This window comes from Pseudomonas sp. AC172 (genome assembly GCF_979258595.1).
Genome location: NZ_OZ409868.1, coordinates 3,230,597 through 3,247,125, shown reverse-complemented (window position 1 = coordinate 3,247,125; position 16,529 = coordinate 3,230,597). Strand labels below are relative to the sequence as shown.

Sequence of the window (16,529 nt, the reverse complement as noted above, 5' to 3'; positions counted from 1 at the left end):
AATGCGTTCCAATGTGGGCGCGAGCCTGCTCGCGAAAGATCTCTCAATACCGCCGCAATAAATCAGGCCCCAGGCACCGGGCAACTCATGTCACCTTCCTCACACTTCAAATACTGTTTCAGCGACTCAACCCGGACCTTGGTCACGCCGGTCAGGCAACTGCTGTAAACCCACGGATAAACGCTCCCGCCCGTTACCCCGGACGATGAAAACTTGCACTCGGCATCCCTAAACCCGAGCCACGCCCGCTGTGCACTGACCAACAGCTTCTTGCCATCCGGGTTGTCCTTCAAGCGCGCGGTGATCTGCTGATACACCGTGTTCAACTCTTTGTCCGCCGCTTTGAAGTCCTGCCCGGCGCACTGGTTCATCGTCGCCTGATCGCTGGCGTTGGCGCAGTCGACGGCGGCGTGGGCGAGCGGAGTGAACAGGAAAGGTGTCAGGGCCAGAAGCAGGCGTGGGGACATGGGAGTTCTCGCTTTAGATATCAGGAATAGCAGGCATTGTATCGATCAGACTCAACTGCCGCTGTAGCCGCGCAGGCGCATGCAGTCATTGGTCAGTTCGATCTGTTTTTCGGCCACCACGATTCCATCACCCACCCCGGCGCCGACGGCGGCCTCCATGCTTTTATCCGAAGGTGTGCTGTTGTAACTGGCCGTCGCAGACTTGGCTTGGTACTGGCACTCAGCCTTGTCGTGGTCGATCGTGGCCTGGGTTGCACCCGCTCTGCTCCAGTGATCGACAGAAGTGACGCAGGCGCAAAGCGTCAGCGGCAATGTCCACAGGCTGATGAATCGCAAAAACTGCATGGTCTGCTCCGCCACATGTGGAAATAACCAAGTAAGTGTAGACACTGCAGTGCACCTTCGATGTCTACCAAATAGCCGCTTGATACAACTTCACATTGGACATGTGGTCATACAGGCCTAGTGTTCAAAACAGGAGGTGACGTATGAAACCAGTACCCAATAGTTTCGAACGCAAGATCACACTCAAGGCGCCGCGTTCCCATGTCTGGCGCGCTTTGGTCGATGCCGAGGCGTTTGGCCAGTGGTTTGGGGTGGCGCTCGAGGGCAGGCGGTTTATTGCCGGCGAATGGACGCAAGGGCAGGTCACGTATCCAGGTTATGAACATGTGTTGTGGAATGTGCTGATCGAGCGGGTCGAGCCACAGCAGCTGTTTTCATTTCGCTGGCATCCGTACGCGGTGAATCCGAAGATCGACTATTCCCAGGAGCCGACCACGCTGGTCAAGTTCGAGTTGCAGGATTACGAGGACGGCACACTGCTCAAGGTTTCCGAGTCGGGTTTCGCGCATATCCCGGATGTTCGCCAGAAAGAAGCCTATTTCATGGACAGCCGGGGCTGGGAGGAGCAGTTGAGCCGGCTTGAACTGTTTCTTGCCGAGAGCGCCAAGGCCCGCGAGCGTGACGGTGGCTGACATTTTTCAACCTTGGCTGAAGCGCTGGGCACTGCTGCCAGACGGTGCGCCGATCATCACGCCCGGCAGCCATCTGTTGCCGGTCTGCCTGAACGACACACCGGCGATGCTCAAGGTGGCGCTGGATGTCGACGAGAAGTACGGCAATCTGCTGATGACCTGGTGGGACGGTGACGGCGCTGCACGAGTGTTGGCGCATCACGAGGATGGTCTGCTGATGGAACGCGCTATGGGCCGGCGCTCGCTGATGCACATGGCAATAAACGGCGAGGAGGACGAGGCGAGCCGGATTCTCTGTTCCGCGCTGGCGCGATTGCATGCACCGCGTGAAACGCCACCACCGCCGCTGGTGGAGTTAGGGCCATGGTTTGCGTCGCTGCGCATCGCGGCTGCACAACATGGCGGTCTCTATGCTCTGAGCCTGCAAACCGCCGAAGCCCTGCTCGCCGATCCACGGGAAGTGGTGGTGCTCCACGGCGACATGCATCACGACAATGTGCTGGATTTCCAGTCGCGTGGCTGGCTGGCCATCGATCCGAAACGGGTCAAGGGCGAGCGCGGTTTTGATTACGCCAACCTGATTTGCAACCCGGACTTGCCGACGGCCACGGATCCCTCGCGCTTTCGCCGACAGCTGGATGTGATTGTCGAGGCTGCCGGGCTTGATCGCCGCAGGCTGCTGCAGTGGGTGCTGGCGTTCGCCGGGTTGTCGGCTGCGTGGTTTCTGGAGGATGACGCGCTGGAAAAGGCCTCGGGCCAGCTGAAAGTCGTGCAGATCGCGGCTTCCATGCTCGATGCCTGACAGGGCTAAGGGTTTTCGGAAGGGTTGCTATGGCGAATGTCTTACACGCACTGGTAGCTTTTACGACTATTGCCGATTGGATCCACTGCGTAATCTACACACATCAACTGAGACACAGGGAGTGTTTCAGGATCAAGGATGATCGACCATTTGCAAGGATCGCTGCCGACAGGGAGTCGATAATGGTCTTGGGAAAAACCCGCTTCGGCGGGTTTTTTTTCGCCTGTATGTAGGAGCTGCCGCAGGCTGCGATCTTTTGACTTTGGCTTTTAAAAGCAAGATCAAAAGATCGCAGCCTGCGGCAGCTCCTACTTTGGTTTGTGCGTTACGAGGCGATCAACTGGCGCAGGACGTAATGCAAAATCCCGCCCGATTTGAAGTACTCGACCTCATTCAACGTATCGATCCTGCACAGTACGTCGATTTTTTCCTGACGCCCATCCTCACGGGTGATCACCAGCGGCAGATTCATTCGCGGTGTCAGCTCGACGCCGGTCAGACCCTGGATTTCAAAGGTTTCCTTGCCGGTCAGGTTGAGGCTCTTGCGGTTCTGATCAAGCTTGAACTGCAGTGGTAGCACGCCCATGCCCACCAGGTTGGAGCGGTGAATCCGCTCGAAACTCTCGGCGATCACCGCTTTGACGCCCAGCAGGTTGGTGCCCTTCGCCGCCCAGTCACGGCTGGAACCGGTGCCGTATTCCTGCCCGGCAATCACCACCAGCGGCGTGCCCGAAGCCTGATACTTCATCGCTGCGTCGTAGATCGCCAGTTTCTCGCCGGTTGGAATGTAGATCGTGTTGCCACCTTCTTCACCGCCGAGCATTTCGTTACGGATACGGATATTGGCGAAGGTGCCGCGCATCATCACTTCATGATTGCCGCGTCGTGAGCCGTAAGAGTTGAAGTCCCGTGGCTCCACGCCTTTTTCGCGCAGATAACGACCGGCCGGACTGTCAGCCTTGATGTTGCCGGCAGGGGAGATGTGGTCAGTGGTCACCGAATCGCCAAGCAGGGCCAGCACGCGTGCGCCTTTGACGTCTTTGACTTCTGGCAGCGGGCCGGAAATATCGTCGAAGAATGGCGGATGCTGGATGTAAGTCGAATCGTCCTGCCACACGTAAGTCGCCGCTTGCGGCACCTCGATGGCCTGCCACTGCTCATCGCCGGCAAACACTTCGGCGTATTCCTTGTGGAACATCGCGGTGTTGACCTGATTGACCGCATCGGCAATCTCTTTACTCGATGGCCAGATATCGCGCAGATACACCGGATTGCCCTGCTGATCCTCGCCCAGCGGTTCGCTGCTGATATCGCTGCGCACGCTGCCGGCCAGCGCATAGGCGACCACCAGCGGCGGCGACGCCAGCCAGTTGGTTTTCACCAAGGGATGCACGCGGCCTTCGAAGTTGCGGTTGCCGGATAGCACCGACGCGACGGTCAGGTCGGCTTTCTGAATGGCTTTCTCGATCGGCTCGGGTAGCGGTCCCGAGTTGCCGATGCAGGTGGTGCAGCCATAACCGACCAGCGAAAAGCCGAGCTGATCAAGGTATTGCGTCAACCCCGCTGCCTTGTAGTAGTCGGTGACCACTTTCGAGCCCGGTGCCAGCGAACTCTTCACCCACGGTTTGCGCGTCAGGCCTTTCTCCACGGCTTTTTTCGCCAGTAATCCGGCGGCCATCATCACGCTCGGGTTCGAGGTGTTGGTGCATGAAGTGATCGCAGCGATGACCACGGCGCCGTTTTTCAGCCGATAGGTGTGGCCTTCGTACTCGTATTCCGTTTCGCCGACCAGATCGGCATTGCCCACCGCGACGCCGCCGCCACCCTCACTTTCCAGGCGTCCTTCTTCCTTACTGGTGGGTTTGAATTGCAGATCGATGAAGTCGCTGAAGGCTTGCGGTACATTCGGCAGCGAGACGCGATCCTGCGGGCGTTTCGGTCCTGCCAGACTCGCTTCGACGCTGCCCATGTCCAACGCCAGGCTGTCGGTGAACACCGGCTCCTGACCGGGCAGACGCCACAGGCCTTGAGCCTTGGTGTACGCCTCGACCAGTTTCACTGTTTCTGGTGGCCGGCCGGACAGGCGCAGATATTCCAACGTCACGTCATCGACCGGGAAGAAGCCGCACGTCGCGCCGTATTCCGGAGCCATGTTGGCGATGGTCGCGCGGTCGGCCAGCGGCAGATCAGCGAGTCCGTCACCGTAGAACTCGACGAACTTGCCGACCACACCTTTCTTGCGCAGCATTTGCGTGACGGTCAGCACCAGATCGGTGGCGGTGATGCCTTCCTTGAGTTTGCCGGTCAGTTTGAAGCCGACCACTTCCGGAATCAGCATCGACACCGGTTGCCCGAGCATCGCCGCTTCGGCTTCGATCCCGCCGACGCCCCAGCCGAGTACGCCGAGGCCGTTGATCATGGTGGTGTGCGAGTCGGTGCCGACCAGCGTATCGGGGAACGCGTAGGTGCGGTCGTCTTCATCCTTGGTCCACACGGTGCGGCCGAGGTACTCGAGGTTAACCTGATGGCAGATGCCGGTGCCCGGCGGCACCACGCTGAAGTTGTCGAAGGCGCTTTGGCCCCAACGCAGGAAGGCATAACGTTCGCCGTTACGTTGCATTTCGATGTCGACGTTCTGCTCGAACGCGCTAGGCGTGGCGAATTTGTCGACCATCACCGAGTGGTCGATCACCAGGTCCACCGGCGATAGCGGATTGATTCGCTGTGGATCGCCGCCAGCCTTGGCCATCGCCGCACGCATGGCGGCGAGGTCAACCACGGCGGGTACTCCGGTAAAATCCTGCATCAGGACGCGGGCAGGGCGGTATTGAATCTCGCGATCGGAGCGACGCTCCTTGAGCCAGGCGGCAATCGCCTTGAGGTCAGCGCCGGTGACAGTTTTTTCATCTTCCCAGCGCAGCAGGTTTTCCAGCAGGACTTTCAGTGACATCGGTAGCTTGTCGAGATCGCCCAGGCTTTTGGCGGCATCCGGCAGGCTGAAGTAGTGGTAGATCTTGTCGTCGATTTGCAGGGTTTTGAGCGTTTTCAGGCTATCGAGGGACGGCATTACAATCACTCCTTTGAATCCGCACGGCTACGGATCGGGGGACGAATAGAGCTTTAAACCTAGCCCTGTTTTAGGTAGCTGGCTAATAACTGGACTCTATGAGCGGAACCAAGGTTCCGACATCGGCTATCATGCGCCGGTTTTCGTGACAGGCTTTGCTTCAGCGCAAGGCCTGAGCATCGCGCAGGGGCCGAATCACCGCCCTCTGCCCAGGAGTAAGAATGAACACCCTATTCATGCATTGCCGGCCAGGCTTCGAAGGCGAAGTCTGTTCGGAGATTTCCGACCTCGCCGCCCAACTTAACGTGGCCGGCTACGCCAAGGCCAAAGCGGCCACCGCGTGCGCCGAGTTTGTCTGCACCGAAGAAGACGGCGCCGAGCGCCTGATGCGCGGACAGCGCTTTGCCGAACTGATCTTCCCGCGCCAATGGGCGCGCGGGGTCTTCATCGACCTGCCGGAAAACGATCGCATCAGCGTGATCCTCGCGCAAATGGCCGATTTCCCGGTGTGCGGCAGCTTGTGGCTGGAAGTCGTCGACACCAACGACGGCAAGGAACTCTCGAACTTCTGCAAGAAATTCGAAGGCCCGCTGCGCAAGGCGTTGACCGGCGCTGGCAAACTGGTCGATGACGCCAGCAAGCCGCGTCTGTTGCTGACCTTCAAGAGCGGTCGTGAAGTGTTTCTGGGGATGGCCGATGCCGGTAACTCGGCGATGTGGCCAATGGGCATTCCGCGCCTGAAGTTCCCGCGTGAAGCGCCGAGTCGTTCGACGCTGAAGCTGGAAGAGGCATGGCACCACTTTATCCCGCGTGATCAGTGGGAAGATCGCCTGCACAGCGACATGACCGGCGTCGACCTCGGCGCGGCGCCGGGCGGCTGGACCTGGCAACTGGTCAATCGCGGTATGCTGGTGACTGCCATCGACAACGGCCCGATGGCCGAAAGCCTGATGGACACTGGTCTGGTGCAGCATTTGATGGCCGACGGTTTCACCTTCAAGCCCAAGCAACCGGTGGACTGGATGGTCTGCGACATCGTTGAGAAGCCGGCGCGTAATGCCGCGATGCTTGAAGAGTGGATCGGTGAAGGGCATTGCCGCGAGGCGGTGGTCAACCTGAAGTTGCCGATGAAACAACGTTACGCCGAAGTGAAGCGCTTGCTCGAGCGCATTGCCGATGGTTTCAAGGCACGCGGGATCAAGGTCGATATCGGCTGCAAGCAGCTGTATCACGACCGCGAAGAAGTGACCTGCCATTTGCGCCGTCACGACACCAAGAAAGCCAAATCCCGCTGAAACAACACGTAACCTGTGGGAGCGAGCTTGCTCGCGAAGGCGCCGTATCAGTCACCTCCATGCTGAATGACATACCGCTTTCGCGAGCAAGCTCGCTCCCACAGGGGTTAGACGATTCCCCCGGCAATGCGCGACAATGCCGGCCAGTTTCAGGAGTGAATCATGAGTGAAATGATCGATACCCCGGTCGACGGCACCCTCGACGCCACCGGCCTCAATTGCCCGGAGCCGGTGATGATGTTGCACCAGCACATCCGTGACCTGGCGCCCGGCGGACTGCTCAAGGTGATCGCCACCGACCCGTCGACCCGACGCGACATTCCCAAGTTCTGTGTGTTTCTCGACCACGAACTGGTGAGCCAGCACGAGGAGGCCGGTACTTACCTGTACTGGATTCGCAAGAAGCACGCCTGAATCCCGGGCAAACGTAAAACCAGATGTGGGAGCGAGCCTGCTCGCGAAAGCGGATCTCAGTCACTATTGATGGCGACTGATACACCGCATTCGCGAGCAGGCTCGCTCCCACATTTTTTTGTCTTGCGTAAGGTATTTAACCCGCCGAGCGACTGATCCGAATACGCTTGCGCGCACTACGCGTCAGGCGAATCGACAGCATCAACGCCGCACAGCTCAGGCCAACGATCAAACCCTGCCACAAGCCGCTCGGGCCACGTGGCTCGCCGAGCCAGTCGGTCAGGCCGAGGGCATAGCCCACCGGCAAACCAATGCCCCAATAAGCGAACAGCGTCAGGATCATCGTCACCCGAGTGTCCTGATAACCACGCAGCGCGCCGGCAGCGGTCACCTGGATGGCGTCGGAAAACTGGAACAGCGCCGAATACACAATCAGCATCGCCGCGATGTGAATCACCGTCGGGTCAGCGGTGTAGATCGCCGCAATCGGCTCGCGCAGCAACAGCATCATGCTCGCCGACAGGCAGGCGTAACCCAGCGCAGTGCCCATGCCGACGCCAGCGGCAAAGCGCGCTTCGCGTGGTTCTTCGCGGCCCAGTGCCTGACCGACGCGCACGGTAACGGCCATGCCCAGCGAGTAGGGAATCATGAACACCAGCGAGCTGACGTTCAGCGCAATCTGGTGCCCTGCCACCACGGTCGCGCCGAGGCTACCGATCAGCAGGGCGATGACGGCAAAAATGCTCGATTCGGCAAACACCGCGATGCCGATCGGCAGACCAATCGCCAGCAGACGTTTAATCACCGTCCATTGCGGCCAGTCGAAACGGCTGAAAATCTCGCTTGAACGATAGGCCGGCGCCCAACGCTCATACCCGGCCAGCCCCAACGCCATCACCCACATCACGATCGCCGTGGCCCAACCGCAACCGACGCCGCCCATGGCCGGCACACCAAAGTGGCCATAGATGAAGACGTAGTTCAGCGGAATATTCAGCGCCAGACCGCACAGGCCCAACACCATTGCCGGGCGGGTACGACCGATGCCGTCACTGGTGCAGCGCAGCACGTGATAGAACGCCACTGCCGGCAGGCCGCTGGCGATGCCGTGCAGGTATTGCATGCACGGGCCGATCAGCTCGGGGTCGACCTTCATCAAGTGCAGCACCGGCTCGGCGGCGACCAGCATCGCCGTCGCGATCAGCCCTACCACCAGCGCCAGCCACAACGCCTGACGCACGAGCGGGCCGATTTCGCTGTGAGTGCCAGCGCCAAAACGCTGGGCGACTTTCGGCGTGGTTGCCAGCAGCGTGCCGGTCATCAGCAGAAACACCGGCACCCAGATCGAGTTGCCCAGCGCCACCGCCGCCAGATCCTTCGGCCCGACGCGGCCGGCCATCACCGCATCGACGAAGCCCATGGCCGTGGTCGCCAACTGCGCAATGATGATCGGCAGCGCGAGGGCCAGCAGGTTCTTGAATTCCAGACGAATCCGCGCGGGGCGGGTCAGGGAGACGGCGACAGGTTGGTCAGTTACAGAATTCACAGGCAAAGCGTCCACAGAGGTTGATGCGCAAGGCGCCGCATTCTACGCCGCTGACGTTACAGTCAGGAAAAATCCTCTGTTGCGGATTTGTAAGCGCAAAGCCCGCTGGCCCGGCGACCGATCTGCACCTAAACTGCCGATCCGCCAAAGGAGCCCGCCATGCTGATTGTTGCCGACGAAAATATCCCGCTGCTCGATGCTTTTTTTGCCGGTTTCGGCGAGATCCGCCGGGTGCCGGGCCGTTCCATCGACCGTACGACGGTCGAGCAGGCCGACGTTTTGCTCGTACGTTCGGTGACCAACGTCAATCGTGCGTTGCTTGAGGGCAGCAAGGTTCGCTTTGTCGGTACCTGCACCATTGGCACTGATCATCTGGATCTCGGGTATTTCAATGAGGCCGGCATTACCTGGTCCAGTGCCCCCGGCTGTAACGCTCGGGGCGTGGTCGATTACGTGCTGGGTAGCCTGATGACCCTCGCCGAAATCGAAGGCGTCGATCTCACTCAGCGCAGTTATGGTGTCGTCGGCGCGGGTGAGGTGGGAGGGCGGCTTATCCAGGTCCTGAAGGGCCTGGGCTGGAACGTCAAAGTCTGCGATCCGCCACGTCAGGCTGCCGAGGGTGGCGATTACGTCAGCCTCGAACAGATCATCGAGCAATGCGACGTGATCAGTCTGCACACGCCGTTGACCCGTAGCGGTGACGGCGCAACCTGGCATTTGTTCGATCAGCAGCGTTTGCAGCAGCTCAAGCCCGGTGCGTGGTTGATCAACGCGGCGCGCGGTCCAGTGGTGGATAACGTAGCCCTGCGAGAAGTGCTACTGGAGCGTGAAGACCTGCAAGCCGTTCTCGACGTCTGGGAAGCCGAACCGGAGGTTGATGTGGCACTGGCCGAACTCTGCGTGTTGGCGACCCCGCACATTGCCGGTTACAGCCTCGACGGCAAACAACGTGGAACGGCGCAGATCTATCAGGCGTATTGCGCATTCATCGGCCAACCGGCAATTATTCAACTCAGTGATCTGTTGCCGGCGCCGTGGTTGTCTGAAGTGACCCTGCATGTTGACAGCGATCCGGCGTGGGCGCTGGCGATGTTATGCCGTGGGGTGTACGACCCGCGCCGCGATGACGCGGATTTTCGCCGCAGCCTTGTAGGCAATGTCGGCGAGCAGCGGGCGGCGTTCGACGTGTTGCGCAAGCAGTATCCGGTGCGGCGCGAGATTGAAGGGCTGAAGGTGCGGATTGAAGGGGAGTCGCCGGCGTTGGCGAGAATCGTGGCGGCGCTCGGCGCGGTGGCTGTCTAGCAACCGAGGTGGCTTCATCGCTGGCAAGCCAGCTCCCACAAGATTTTCGTCGTACTCAAAATCCGAGTACACCCGCGAAACTTGTGGGAGCTGGCTTGCCAGCGATGGCTTCAACACAAAGCTCAACTGTTCAGACAGAAAAAACCCGGCCAAAGGGGCCGGGTCAGGAAGACGGTGGCTATATCACTCTTGTTCGGCAGGCTTGACCAATCGCTTCTCCAGTTCGCGGCACGCGTCCTGGATCATGTCTTCAGTGATCGGTACTTCATGCCCATCCTTATCGATAATCGAGCAACCCAGAGTCTGGCCGGGCTTGGTGCGGATCACTTCAATCTTGTCATCGCTGCTGTGTTGCAAGGACATGGCCTGTCTCCTCATCAGGTTGTGTACCCAGATTAAAACCGCCACGTGACCAGGCTGTGACAGCGCCTTCGATCCGTCATAAGCGGCCATTCCAGTCCAACAGAAATGACCGTTCGTCTCAACCGCGACGTTAGACCGATAGCAACTATGGCCTAGTCTTTGGGGGCATATTTAACCTGACTCATTGTGATTTACAGAGTTCCACCCCAAAGAAGGTTTACGCTAGCCCTTTCATCAACACGGATGCGTACTTGAATGACCCCGAAGCTTTCTTCAAGGCACCGGCGCGCCCTGCGTCTGACCAGCCGATTTCTGGCCCCTTACCGCTGGCAAGTCATCGGCGCTCTGCTGGCATTGATCGTCACCGCCGCCGTTACGTTGTCGATGGGGCAGGGGATCAAACTGTTGGTCGACCGGGGCTTCATGACTCAGTCACCGCATCAGCTCAATCAGAGCATCGGCATCTTCATGTTGATGGTGCTGGGTCTGGCGGTCGGCACGTTCGCACGGTTTTACTGGGTGTCGTGGATCGGTGAGCGCTGCGTCGCCGACATTCGCCGTGAGGTCTTCAACCATCTGGTCTATCTGCACCCCGGCTTCTATGAGAACAACCGCAGTTCGGAGATTCAGTCGCGGCTGACTGCCGACACGACACTCCTGCAATCGGTGATCGGCTCGTCGCTGTCGATGTTCCTGCGCAACCTGCTGATGGTCATTGGTGGTGTCATCCTGTTGTTCGTGACCAACGCAAAGCTCACCAGCATCGTAGTGATTGCCTTGCCGTTCGTGGTGGCACCGATTCTGATTTTCGGCCGGCGCGTGCGCAATCTGTCGCGGTTGAGCCAGGACCGGGTCGCCGATATCGGTAGCTACGTTTCCGAAACCCTCGGCCAGATCAAAACCGTACAGGCGTACAACCATCAGGTGCAGGATGAGCGCCGTTTTGCGACAACCGTCGAGGATGCGTTCGACACGGCGCGCAAGCGGATCTTTCAGCGTTCGTGGATGATCACCATGGTCATTGTGCTCGTGCTCGGCGCGGTGGCAGTGATGTTGTGGGTCGGTGGCATGGACGTGATCGCCGGGCGCATCACTGGAGGCGAACTGGCCGCGTTTGTGTTTTACAGCCTGATCGTCGGCAGTGCCATCGGCACGTTGAGTGAGGTGATCGGCGAGCTTCAACGCGCGGCGGGTGCCGCCGAGCGAATCGCTGAGCTGTTGAGTTCGGAAAATATCATCCAGCCGCCAACCGCCGGGCTTGTGACCCTGCCGGAGCGCGTCCGGGGTGAACTGCAATTGCAGGCGGTGCGTTTTGCCTATCCTTCGCGCCCCGAAAGTTACGCCGTCAACGGCTTGAACCTGACCATCCAGGCTGGCGAAACACTGGCGCTGGTCGGGCCGTCCGGTGCCGGCAAGTCCACGGTGTACGACTTGCTGCTGCGCTTTTATGACCCTCTGGAGGGTCGGATCCTCATTGATGGTGTGCCGCTGACCCGTCTCGACCCGCTGGACCTGCGCCGTCACTTCGCTTTGGTATCCCAGTCGCCGGCGCTGTTTTTCGGCAGCGTTGAAGAAAACATTCGTTACGGCAATCCGGGGGCGACGCTGGAGCAAGTCAAGGAGGCGGCAAAAATTGCTCACGCCCACGACTTCATCGAGAAAATGCCCAACGGTTACCAAACCCATCTCGGCGATGGTGGCCTCGGTCTTTCCGGTGGGCAGCGTCAGCGTCTGGCGATCGCCCGGGCGTTGCTGGTCGACGCACCGATCCTGCTGCTGGACGAAGCCACCAGCGCCCTCGATGCGCAGAGCGAACACCTGATTCAGGAAGCGCTGCCGAGTCTGATGCAGAACCGCACCACACTGGTGATTGCGCATCGACTGGCCACGGTGAAAAACGCTGACCGGATTGCAGTGATGGATCAGGGCAAGCTTGTGGCCATTGGCACCCATCAGGAACTGATTGTCAGCAATCCGCTGTATGCGCGATTGGCGGCGTTGCAGTTCAATGATGGCAAGAGCGCTTCAACTAATCCTGTCACCGATCCTGCCATTCACTAAGTAACCGCTCAGGTTGTACCTATAAAAAATGCCCGTATCTCGCGATACGGGCATTTTTTGTTACTCGGCGTCAGCCTCGTGATCACTGATCATCAAAGTACCGCTCATGCCAATCCACCAGCGGCTGTGGCGAGTTGAGCTTCTGGCCGTAGATTACCGAGTACGACAATACGTTCTGCACGTACTGACGGGTTTCATCGAACGGGATGCTTTCCACCCACACGTCGAAACTCAAGTGATCGGCGCCGCGTAGCCATTGGCGCACTCGACCCGGGCCGGCGTTGTAGGCGGCGGAGGCGAGGACGCGGTTGCCGTTGAACTGGCTGTGCACCTGGCTCAGGTAAGCGGCGCCGAGCTGGATATTCTTGTCCGGATCGAGTACCTGCTGCGGCGAGGCCAGCGGGATGCTGAACTTGCGCGCGGTTTCCTTGGCGGTGCCGGGCATCAACTGCATCAGGCCACTGGCGCCAACGCCGGAGCGGGCGTCGTCCATGAAAGCGCTTTCCTGGCGGGTGATGGCGAACACCCAGCTCGAATGCAGGCCACGCACCTTGGCTTCACGCACAAGGGTTTCGCGGTGGGCCATCGGGAAGCGAATATCCAGATCGTCCCAGTACTGCGCCTGGCTGATGGTGCGGATCGCCGGGAAGTACCATTTCAGGTCGTAAGCCAGTTTCGCCTGGGCAACCATTTCATCGCGGTTGAAATGGCGGCTGACGTGATACCACTCGCGACGACCGTCGACGATCTGCCCGCGAGCATGGAATTCCAGCGCGCGGCGCACGCCCGGGGTGTTGCGCACCTTGTTGATCAGTGCCTGGCTGAGGACCAACGGCTTGTTGTTCAGCGAGTACGGCGATTGCGAGCGGTCGGCGGCAAGGAAACCGTAGAAGTCACGTTCCCGCGCGAGGCCTTTGTACAGGGTCTGTGCTTCCGGGTTTTGCGGCTGGGCCAGTTCCAGACTGCGCGCCTGCCAGTAGCGCCAGCGGTTGGTGGTGGCCAGATCCTGCGGCAGACGGCGGGTTAACTGATACGCATCGTCCCAACGCGCCAGACGCAGCAGCAGGCGCAAACGCCATTCAGAGACGGTGTTATCGCGCAACTCCGGGTCGTATTTGGTCATCACGTCCAGCGCGCGGCTGTCGAAGCGTCGGGCCAGGGTCAGACCGATTTCCCGGGCGATCGCGACTTTTTCATCGCGGGAGAAATGCATGCTGCTGGCGTAACCGTCGAGCAGCGCCATGGCCTTGTCCGGATCCTGACGGGCGAGACGGCGCAGGCCGAGGCTGACCACATCGGACATCGGCTCATCGGCCGGGGTGAAGCGCGAAGGTTGATTCAGCAACTCCGGTTTCTGCGCCACATCCACCAGCAAACGACCGCGTGGGGCGAGGGTGGTCAGGCCATTGACCAAACTGTTGGCCAGTGGATAGTTGCGCGTCTGAGCGGCGAGTTTGGTGCGCTCCCAGCGTTTCTGTTCGGTGAGCTGGCCGTCGGCGGCCCAGAGGCCGAACAGTCCGTCACAGGCAGCGGGTTGCGATTTGCCGGTCAGCCAAAGCTTGTCGGCGTTGGCGTAACCCTCGGCCTTGTGACCGCTGCTGATCTGGTACTGCGCATTGAGGCAGTCCAGTTCGGTGAAATTGAGTTTCGGATCGTAGTACTTGACGAAGGTCGCCCAATCGCCACGGTCGGCGAGCCAGCGTAACCAGCGCAGTTTCATCCAGTTGGCCTGGGGCAGGTCGCCGTGCTCGGCGAGAAATTTCTCGATTTCTGCATTGCTCGCGGTTTTCAGGCGCGCGGTCAGTTCGTCGTAGGCCAGGTACGGTTCCAGCGGGTAATCAGCCAGCGCCTGGCTGTAGCGAAAGTACGGGCCGGTATCGCCCTTGGCCAGCGCGCGCTTGGCTTCATCGTAATACTGGCGTTGGGTGGACAGGTCCACCGCCTGGGCGGATTGAGCGGCAGCGGCGGTAAGTAGCAAACAGGACAAAACACTGAAAAGGCGACTGCGCATGAGACATCCGGGCAGAGAAATCATGACAAGTGCCGACCTCGGTCAGCACTGAATTGTCTGTAGCTTAGCCTTTTGCCAGCAAGCGGCGAAAGCTTTGCCGGCCTCGCAGCACAAGTTCGCAACAAATGTTGTGCAGAGTGCTTCGACAGACAAATTGCCGGCCTGCTGAAGCGCTAACTCAGGTAGAATGCGCGCCCGGTTTTTGGAGAAGCTCATGACCCTGCTCAAATTCAGCGATGTGTCCCTTGCGTTCGGCGCTATGCCGTTGTTGGACAAGGTGTCCTGGCAGATCGCCCGTGGTGAGCGGGTGTGCATCATCGGCCGCAACGGCACTGGCAAGTCCAGCATGATGAAACTGGTCAAGGGCGACCAGAAGCCCGATGAAGGCTCGGTGTGGCGTGCCCCCGGTCTGAAAATCGGCGAATTGCCGCAAGAATTGCCAGTGGCCGACGATCGGACTGTGTTCGACGTGGTTGCCGAAGGCCTTGATGGCGTGGGTGCGTTGCTCGCCGAGTACCATCACCTCGCGCAGAACTGCGTCACTGAAGAAGACCTGAACAAGCTGATGCATGTTCAGCAAGACCTCGAAGCCCGTGATGGCTGGCGTTTGCAGACTCTGGTCGAAAGCACCTTGAGCCGTCTGCAACTGCCGGCCGACAAGACCCTCGCCCAGTTGTCCGGCGGCTGGCGTCGTCGCGTGCTGCTGGCGCAGGCGCTGGTGTCCGAGCCGGATCTGCTGCTGCTCGACGAACCGACCAACCACCTGGACATCGGTGCGATTGCCTGGCTCGAAGAAGCGCTGAAAGATTTCCAGGGCGCCGTGCTGTTCATCACGCACGACCGTTCCTTCCTGCAAAACCTCGCCACGCGCATCCTCGAACTGGATCGCGGCGGCCTGATCGACTGGAACGGCGACTACGCCAGCTTCCTCGTGCACAAAGAAGCCGCGCTGGCCGCCGAAGAGACCGCCAACGCGCTCTTCGACAAGAAACTGGCCCAGGAAGAAGTCTGGATCCGCCAGGGCATCAAGGCCCGCCGCACCCGTAACGAAGGCCGCGTTCGCGCCCTGAAAGCGTTGCGCGTCGAGCGCAGCGAGCGTCGTGAGCGCACTGGCAAGGCCAATATTCAGTTGGACACTGCCGACAAGTCCGGCAAGCAGGTAATGGTCCTCGAGAACGTGAGTTTCGCTCACCCGGGCGGCCCGTTCCTGATCAAGGATTTCTCGATGGTGCTGACGCGCGGCGACCGTATCGGTCTGCTCGGCGCCAACGGCACCGGCAAGACCACCCTGCTGAAACTGATGCTCAGCGGTCTGCAACCGACCAGCGGCAAAGTGGAAGAGGGCACGCGGATCGACGTGGCGTACTTCGACCAGTTGCGCCATCAACTGGATCTGGAAAAAACCGTGATCGACAACGTCGCCGAAGGTCGCGACTTTATCGATATCGACGGTCAGAGCCGTCACGTGCTGAGCTACCTTGGCGACTTCCTGTTCAGCCCGCAGCGTGCCCGCACGCCGGTCAAGGCGCTGTCGGGTGGTGAGCGTGCGCGTCTGTTGCTGGCAAAACTGTTCAGCAAACCGGCGAACCTGCTGGTCCTCGACGAACCGACCAACGACCTCGACGTGGAAACCCTTGAGCTGCTGGAAGAAGTGCTGCTGACCTTCAACGGCACCGTGCTGATGGTCAGTCACGACCGGGCATTCCTCGACAACGTGGTCACCAGCACCCTGGTTTTCGAAGGTGAAGGCAAGGTGCGTGAATACGTCGGCGGCTATCAGGACTGGATCCGTCAGGGCGGTTCGCCGCGCCTGCTGGGCGTGACTGAAAGCAAATCCGGCAAGGCTGACCTGAACTCCGCAGTAGTGACCGCTGAGCCTGCTGTGGTCGCAGCGCCAGCCGCTGCTGCTCCGGCTGCCAAGAAGAAGTTGAGCTACAAGCTGCAACGAGAGCTGGAAGCGTTGCCGGGCGATATCGACGCCAAGGAACAGCAGATTGCTGCCGTGGAAGCTGAAATGGCTGAAGCCGGTTTCTATCAGCGTCCTGCGGCTGAAACGGCCAAGGTGATTGCTTCGCTGGAGCAGTTGCAGGCTGAGCTGGATGCGTTGGTGGAACGTTGGGCCGAGCTGGATGCCTGATTGATCCTGATGTGAAAAAGCCCGGCGTTCAGTGATGAGCGCCGGGCTTTTCATATGGGGTTGGGGATCTAATGTGGGAGCGAGCCT

The 16,529-nt window shown here is 59.9% G+C and carries 13 protein-coding genes; 7 read left to right on the top strand and 6 right to left on the bottom strand.

Features of this window, described 5'->3' with window-relative positions; translation table 11 throughout:
• Window positions 1–62: 62 nt before the first annotated feature.
• Complete coding sequence (locus ACZ0A4_RS14540) at window positions 63–467, bottom strand: lysozyme inhibitor LprI family protein (RefSeq protein WP_397484470.1); 405 nt, start codon at window positions 465–467, stop codon at window positions 63–65.
• Window positions 468–518: 51 nt separating this feature from the next.
• The gene (locus ACZ0A4_RS14535; RefSeq protein ID WP_463575319.1) at window positions 519–812 is read right to left on the bottom strand and encodes a hypothetical protein; all 294 of its coding nucleotides are present in this window, start codon (window positions 810–812) and stop codon (window positions 519–521) included.
• 143 nt (window positions 813–955) lie between these two features.
• On the opposite strand from ACZ0A4_RS14535, the gene ACZ0A4_RS14530 reads away from it, so the two are divergent.
• Entirely contained in the window at window positions 956–1,444 is a 489-nt protein-coding gene (locus ACZ0A4_RS14530; RefSeq protein ID WP_034156451.1) for an SRPBCC family protein, read from the top strand.
• Entirely contained in the window at window positions 1,431–2,246 is an 816-nt protein-coding gene (locus ACZ0A4_RS14525; protein ID WP_463575318.1) for an aminoglycoside phosphotransferase family protein, read from the top strand. The genes ACZ0A4_RS14530 and ACZ0A4_RS14525 overlap by 14 nt, the downstream gene beginning before the upstream one ends.
• A gap of 325 nt (window positions 2,247–2,571) precedes the next feature.
• Here ACZ0A4_RS14525 and acnA read toward each other — a convergent pair whose 3' ends face one another.
• Entirely contained in the window at window positions 2,572–5,313 is a 2,742-nt protein-coding gene (gene acnA, locus ACZ0A4_RS14520) for an aconitate hydratase AcnA (RefSeq protein WP_463575317.1), read from the bottom strand.
• A 221-nt stretch (window positions 5,314–5,534) separates the two neighbouring features.
• Here acnA and rlmM point away from each other — a divergent pair, with 221 nt between their 5' ends.
• Both rlmM and tusA read left to right on the top strand, forming a co-directional pair.
• Window positions 5,535–6,608 (top strand): 23S rRNA (cytidine(2498)-2'-O)-methyltransferase RlmM, encoded by a 1,074-nt coding sequence (gene rlmM, locus ACZ0A4_RS14515; protein ID WP_463575316.1) that lies wholly within the window; start codon window positions 5,535–5,537, stop codon window positions 6,606–6,608.
• A 162-nt stretch (window positions 6,609–6,770) separates the two neighbouring features.
• The gene (tusA, locus tag ACZ0A4_RS14510; protein ID WP_463575315.1) at window positions 6,771–7,022 is read left to right on the top strand and encodes a sulfurtransferase TusA; all 252 of its coding nucleotides are present in this window, start codon (window positions 6,771–6,773) and stop codon (window positions 7,020–7,022) included.
• A 136-nt stretch (window positions 7,023–7,158) separates the two neighbouring features.
• Here the strand turns inward: tusA and ACZ0A4_RS14505 are convergent, their stop codons facing one another.
• A complete protein-coding gene (locus ACZ0A4_RS14505; protein WP_463575314.1) occupies window positions 7,159–8,568 on the bottom strand; it encodes an MATE family efflux transporter in 1,410 nt (469 codons plus the stop codon).
• Window positions 8,569–8,727: 159 nt separating this feature from the next.
• Here ACZ0A4_RS14505 and pdxB point away from each other — a divergent pair, with 159 nt between their 5' ends.
• Entirely contained in the window at window positions 8,728–9,870 is a 1,143-nt protein-coding gene (pdxB, locus tag ACZ0A4_RS14500; RefSeq protein ID WP_463575313.1) for a 4-phosphoerythronate dehydrogenase PdxB, read from the top strand.
• Window positions 9,871–10,053: 183 nt separating this feature from the next.
• Here the strand turns inward: pdxB and ACZ0A4_RS14495 are convergent, their stop codons facing one another.
• Window positions 10,054–10,233 (bottom strand): PA1571 family protein, encoded by a 180-nt coding sequence (locus ACZ0A4_RS14495; RefSeq protein WP_463575311.1) that lies wholly within the window; start codon window positions 10,231–10,233, stop codon window positions 10,054–10,056.
• Between the two features lie 255 nt (window positions 10,234–10,488).
• Between ACZ0A4_RS14495 and ACZ0A4_RS14490 the strand changes: the two genes are divergently transcribed.
• Complete coding sequence (locus ACZ0A4_RS14490) at window positions 10,489–12,294, top strand: ABC transporter transmembrane domain-containing protein (protein WP_463575310.1); 1,806 nt, start codon at window positions 10,489–10,491, stop codon at window positions 12,292–12,294.
• Window positions 12,295–12,376: 82 nt separating this feature from the next.
• Here the strand turns inward: ACZ0A4_RS14490 and ACZ0A4_RS14485 are convergent, their stop codons facing one another.
• Window positions 12,377–14,305 carry a transglycosylase SLT domain-containing protein gene (locus ACZ0A4_RS14485; protein ID WP_463575309.1) on the bottom strand — a complete coding sequence of 643 codons (1,929 nt, stop codon included), beginning with the start codon at window positions 14,303–14,305 and terminating at the stop codon, window positions 12,377–12,379.
• 214 nt (window positions 14,306–14,519) lie between these two features.
• On the opposite strand from ACZ0A4_RS14485, the gene ACZ0A4_RS14480 reads away from it, so the two are divergent.
• Window positions 14,520–16,442 carry an ATP-binding cassette domain-containing protein gene (locus ACZ0A4_RS14480; protein ID WP_064117843.1) on the top strand — a complete coding sequence of 641 codons (1,923 nt, stop codon included), beginning with the start codon at window positions 14,520–14,522 and terminating at the stop codon, window positions 16,440–16,442.
• Window positions 16,443–16,529 lie beyond the last annotated feature (87 nt).

What these genes read in the sequence shown, in the direction of transcription:
- rlmM (WP_463575316.1), top strand. Translation starts at nt 5,535, where the DNA reads ATGAACACCCTATTCATGCATTGCCGGCCAGGCTTCGAAGGCGAAGTC.
- ACZ0A4_RS14480 (WP_064117843.1), top strand. Translation starts at nt 14,520, where the DNA reads ATGACCCTGCTCAAATTCAGCGATGTGTCCCTTGCGTTCGGCGCTATG.
- ACZ0A4_RS14495 (WP_463575311.1), bottom strand. Translation starts at nt 10,233, where the DNA reads ATGTCCTTGCAACACAGCAGCGATGACAAGATTGAAGTGATCCGCACC.
- ACZ0A4_RS14535 (WP_463575319.1), bottom strand. Translation starts at nt 812, where the DNA reads ATGCAGTTTTTGCGATTCATCAGCCTGTGGACATTGCCGCTGACGCTT.
- pdxB (WP_463575313.1), top strand. Translation starts at nt 8,728, where the DNA reads ATGCTGATTGTTGCCGACGAAAATATCCCGCTGCTCGATGCTTTTTTT.
- ACZ0A4_RS14530 (WP_034156451.1), top strand. Translation starts at nt 956, where the DNA reads ATGAAACCAGTACCCAATAGTTTCGAACGCAAGATCACACTCAAGGCG.
- ACZ0A4_RS14540 (WP_397484470.1), bottom strand. Translation starts at nt 467, where the DNA reads ATGTCCCCACGCCTGCTTCTGGCCCTGACACCTTTCCTGTTCACTCCG.
- ACZ0A4_RS14490 (WP_463575310.1), top strand. Translation starts at nt 10,489, where the DNA reads ATGACCCCGAAGCTTTCTTCAAGGCACCGGCGCGCCCTGCGTCTGACC.
- tusA (WP_463575315.1), top strand. Translation starts at nt 6,771, where the DNA reads ATGAGTGAAATGATCGATACCCCGGTCGACGGCACCCTCGACGCCACC.
- acnA (WP_463575317.1), bottom strand. Translation starts at nt 5,313, where the DNA reads ATGCCGTCCCTCGATAGCCTGAAAACGCTCAAAACCCTGCAAATCGAC.
- ACZ0A4_RS14485 (WP_463575309.1), bottom strand. Translation starts at nt 14,305, where the DNA reads ATGCGCAGTCGCCTTTTCAGTGTTTTGTCCTGTTTGCTACTTACCGCC.